2 protein-coding genes are annotated in these 3,091 nt (G+C 64.4%); one reads left to right on the forward strand and one right to left on the reverse strand.

What is annotated here, in order from left to right:
• Nucleotides 1-1,862: hypothetical protein (locus tag GOOTI_RS24325; protein ID WP_007241258.1), on the forward strand; the 1,862-nt coding region annotated here is incomplete at its 5' end.
• Nucleotides 1,863-1,867: 5 nt separating this feature from the next.
• Here the strand turns inward: GOOTI_RS24325 and GOOTI_RS24330 are convergent.
• Nucleotides 1,868-2,920, reverse strand: a complete 1,053-nt coding sequence (locus GOOTI_RS24330) for a hypothetical protein (RefSeq protein ID WP_217997299.1) — start codon at nucleotides 2,918-2,920, stop codon at nucleotides 1,868-1,870.
• Between the last annotated feature and the right edge of the window lie 171 nt (nucleotides 2,921-3,091).

The raw sequence follows: 3,091 nt of genomic DNA on the forward strand, positions 1-3,091 counted from the left end.
TCGAGGTCAAGGCTGGGGACGTCCGCGAGTCCGGGCTGCTCAAGGACCGCATCCTGCTCCGCAGCCCCGGCGAGTCCCAGTCCGCCGACAATACAATGCTCGCCCTGGCAGTGGAAGACCTGAAGTCTTCCGACGAAGCCTGGCGCATTCATCATGAAACCACCGGGGACCGCCTTGTCGAACCGCTGCTGGTCATCCAGGTCGAGCAGGGACTGTCACCGGCGAAGGAGGAGGCGCGGCTGGCTGAGATCCTCGCGGTGATCGAATCGGCATGGCCGCTGCTGTCCGACTACGCCGTGGCCCACGCCTTCGGCGACCACGGCCCGTACAAGGTGGGGGACAAGACTGTCCGCTACCTTCCGCCCGAGGCGATCTCCGGCGACGACCAAGCACGCGTGGTGCTGTTCAAGTCTGCCCTCACCACCGGCTGGGACTGCCCCCGTGCCGAAGTCATGATCTCGTTCCAGAACAAGGACAGCTACACCGAGATCGCCCAGCTGATCGGCCGGCTGGTCCGCACCCCGCTGGCCAAGCGGGTCGACGGAGGCGACGACCGCCTCAACGAGGTTGCCGCGTACCTGCCGGGGTTCCGTACTGAGCACGTCGCCCGCGTCGTCAACGCGTTGGCCGAGGACGAGACCGTTGAGGTCGACGTCGTCATCGCCCCCGTCGTGTGCGAGAAGTCGACGGACGCGCCGGCCGAGCTGTTCGACCTGCTCGATACGCTGCCGTCCTACACCCGGCAGCGGACATCATTCAGTTCCCGCACCGCCCAGCTGATGCGACTGGCCGCTGCGCTCACCGAGCACGGCTTGGTCAAGCACGGCTCGGCCAAGGCCAAGCAGTGGATCGTCGACCAGATGCGGGCCGCGGATGGCCAGCGAAGCAACGAGATCGACGCCAAGGTCGACGACATCATGTCTCTCACCATAAGCACCAGGATGGTGGCCTACGGCGAGGCGATCATGCAGAGCGTCGGCAAGTCCGACACCCCCACCAACGAGCGCGACCTGGAGAGCTACTTCGGCAAGGCCAAAAGACTTCTCCCCGACGGCTCGGCCAACTGGTACTACAACGACCTCTGTGACCGCGGCGAGGACGACATCGACGCCTCTGCCCGGCTGGTCGCGATGGCCGATCTCGGCTTCAAGAAGGTCATCGAGGAGCAGGCCGCCGCCCTCGTCGATGAGTGGCGCAAGCAGCACGCCGCGAAGGTGTCGGCCAAGCCGAGGCATGTGCGGGACCAGATCGAGCCGCTGTGGCACCTCGGCGGGACGCCCATGCTTCCGACGACAGTCGAGGCCCGCGATGCCTATCCCGCAGCGACGGAGAAGGTGCGCGGTCAGACCGTCGAGGCCATTGACACTTACCCTTCGCACATCTACGTCATTCCCAACGGCAAGCCCAGCGCCGGCGGATTCCCGGTCGACACCTCGCGGTCGTCGTGGGAGCAGGAGGTCCTTGACGCTGAACTCGACTCCGAGACGCTTGTCGGCTGGTACCGCAACCCGTCCTCCGGTCGGCACGCGCTGGCGGTCCCCTACGAGTTCGGCGACAAGCACCAGCTCATGCACCCCGACTTCCTGTTCTGGCACGACGACGGCGACGGCGAGTACGTCATGGACATTGTCGACCCGCACCGGTTCGACCTCGCCGACACCTCGGCCAAGTGGTCCGCGCTCTCGCGCTACGCCCAGGAGCACAGCGACCGCGTCCGCCGGTGCCTCGCGATCGCCAAGGTAGGCGGGTCCCTGCGCGCACTCGACCTCACGGTCCCGGGCATCGACCAACGCGTCGCCGCGGCCACGAACCAGAACTTGATCGCGGCAATCTTCGACGCCGAGGGGATGTCGTATCCATAGTCCTGCTACGGCGTGGGGTCCGAAAAGTGGCTTGTCGCTGGTCCGAACTTGTCTGTCTTCAGGTAGTGCTCGCTGACTCGCTGGTACTCATCGCGGATGTCGACCGGTACGGTTGCAGACCGACCGTGCGCGACGTCGAGTGCGTCTGCGCACCCGACGGCGTATTCGTAGACACGGTGGAGATGGATCAGCAGGTGTGTGTATCCATTCGCGGCGAAGACCGTGTTGGTGTCTGCGTCGAGCACATGTCCTGCGTTGAGTGTCCCGACAGGTGTCGGATGGCCACCCTGCTCACAGTGAAGCGAGTAGTCCTTGCGCCGGTAGTCGTTGGAGTCGTCGGAGTAGAGTCGAGCCGGTTTCCAGGTCGTCTCGCGTTCCTCACGGTCGGAGCGCATCCAGGCGACGACGCTGTCCGGTGCGCTGTTGAACTTCCAGAGTAGGTACTCGCACTCGACCACTTGGCGCAACAATGCCCAGGCGGGGTAGTGGTTGCCGATGCTTGTTAACGCGATCATCCCAGCCGCCAGTGACGTGGCCGCTTTCGTGGCACGGCTCGCGCCGTTATAACTGTAGGCCGCATCCACTTCGCCGGCCGCATGCAAGGACACCGAGGCGTCGTACAGCGCGTTACCGACAGTATCGGTAAGACGCCACACCGCCTCGACCGTCTCTGCGCGACAAGCACTCATCACCGGATCGGCAGCATAAACCGCTGCCGTCGCAGCCGCATCGGCCTTGTCCGCGAACTGAACTGACGGGTCCTGATCCTGGATGAGCTTCCGCAACTGACCGACGGTTTTGAGAGGGTGATCGCCGGTGACGTCGGCGATCATGTGCACGGCGGCTGTTCCGACCTCCTGAGCAGCCAGGGCAAGAAGTCCGTGGTCGCACACGATCTGGTCAGGCACACCACCGGCATTCACCACCGACAGCAGGGTCCGGAGTTCCGAGTACTGATCGGACAGCTGTGGATCGCAACGAATGACGATCTCCTCGAACGCGGTTGCACTGTCCGCACCCGATACCACCCCCACTCTGCGGACCAGGGCACTCGCCATGTGAACCAGCGGGTCCAGAGCTTGCTCGACCGCGTTCGTGTCTCTGTTCCCTATCGCAGTGTCGAGGCTGCGTTCGAGATCACGCATGTGTCCGACGAGCAAGTCCGCGCCGACGAGGCAGAACTGCATCTGTTTCCTGTTCACAACCTCATCATTGCAACGACCCCTGAC

Origin of the sequence: Gordonia otitidis NBRC 100426 (assembly GCF_000248075.1) — a bacterium.
Lineage (GTDB): Bacteria > Actinomycetota > Actinomycetes > Mycobacteriales > Mycobacteriaceae > Gordonia > Gordonia otitidis.

Bases quoted from the DNA above. Each gene is read 5' to 3' on its own strand.
- GOOTI_RS24330 (WP_217997299.1), bottom strand. From the start codon at position 2,920: ATGGCGAGTGCCCTGGTCCGCAGAGTGGGGGTGGTATCGGGTGCGGAC.